Consider the following 231-nt stretch of genomic DNA (forward strand, 5'->3'; position numbering starts at 1 on the left):
TCTTCGTCAGAGCTGCCGCTAGTCGCGTAGCCAATGCTGCCACCGATCAGGCCGCCAGCAAGTCCACATACGGCGGGATGCTGGTACCAGCTACGGTCACTGCTTGCACTCGCCTGACCAGAAGACTGAGAGGCAGAGCTGGCGCAGCCAGAGAGGCCTACTACGAGGGCAGAACCGATTAGCAAGCCAGTTGTTGATTTTTTCATGCAAGACTCCTTCTTGATCCAATGC

The 231-nt window shown here is 56.7% G+C and carries 1 protein-coding gene; it reads right to left on the reverse strand.

Annotated features, from left to right (window positions below; translation table 11 throughout):
- The coding region (locus V0R37_RS23335; protein WP_420376724.1) for a hypothetical protein at positions 1-206 on the reverse strand (206 nt) is incomplete at its 3' end.
- Positions 207-231 lie beyond the last annotated feature (25 nt).

It is taken from the genome of Pollutimonas rozaliensis, assembly GCF_048751585.1.
Lineage (GTDB): Bacteria > Pseudomonadota > Gammaproteobacteria > Burkholderiales > Burkholderiaceae_B.